Origin of the sequence: Aeromonas sp. Prich7-2 (assembly GCF_017939255.1) — a bacterium.
GTDB classification, from domain to species: domain Bacteria; phylum Pseudomonadota; class Gammaproteobacteria; order Enterobacterales; family Aeromonadaceae; genus Aeromonas; species Aeromonas caviae.
The window spans coordinates 1-863 of the sequence record NZ_JAGKRI010000337.1 but is presented as its reverse complement, the minus strand read 5'-3'; the positions used below and the strand labels follow the sequence as shown (position 1 = coordinate 863).

Annotated in this window: 1 tRNA gene and 1 rRNA gene; both read left to right on the top strand. The window is 47.9% G+C overall.

Annotated features, from left to right (window positions below):
- Positions 1-250: 250 nt before the first annotated feature.
- A tRNA-Glu gene (locus J9892_RS22675) sits at positions 251-326 on the top strand.
- Positions 327-561: 235 nt separating this feature from the next.
- Positions 562-863 (top strand): 23S ribosomal RNA (locus tag J9892_RS22670); the annotation flags it as partial.

Sequence of the window (863 nt, the reverse complement as noted above, 5' to 3'; positions counted from 1 at the left end):
GGTAACCCTAGGGGAACCTGGGGTTGGATCACCTCCTTACCTTAATGATGACGAAGTTGTTGAGTGTTCACACAGATTGCCTTGATTCAAAGTAGTTAGAGCAAAGACCTGGTGCAGTGATGCATCAGCTTCTGTTGTCCAGCCTTTGGGATGGATGAGAGAAAACCTCTTCTGCCGGATAACAGGATGTGAATAGCAGTTTACTGCTACCTGTTGTCTCAGTGCGCAAGCACTGCAAAGCAGACTCGGGGTCCCCTTCGTCTAGAGGCCTAGGACACCGCCCTTTCACGGCGGTAACAGGGGTTCGAATCCCCTAGGGGACGCCACTTCTCTTCTTGCTAACAAGAATGCAGAGTTAAGAACTGATTCTTAACTCTGTTTTCTTCGGCCTCGCGCTGTTGCAAACATGCTCTTTAACAATCTGGAAAGCTGATTTAAAAAGTAGTTCTCAAACATTTGTTACAAGTGCTTTGGAAACTTCTTGGCGAAAACCAAATTTTATTTGGTCCTTGTTGTACAGCAACTTGAATGCCGTTTCGACGACACTTCTTGGGGTTGTATGGTTAAGTGACTAAGCGTACATGGTGGATGCCTTGGCAGTCAGAGGCGATGAAGGACGTACTAACCTGCGATAAGCCGTGAGCAGTCGGTAAGAGACATTACGACTCACGGATTTCCGAATGGGGAAACCCACTTAGCATAAGCTAGGTATCGCTACGTGAATACATAGCGTAGCGAGGCGAACCGGGAGAACTGAAACATCTAAGTACCCCGAGGAAAAGAAATCAACCGAGATTCCCTCAGTAGCGGCGAGCGAACGGGGATTAGCCCTTAAGCATCTTGGAAGTTAGTGGAACGGTCCT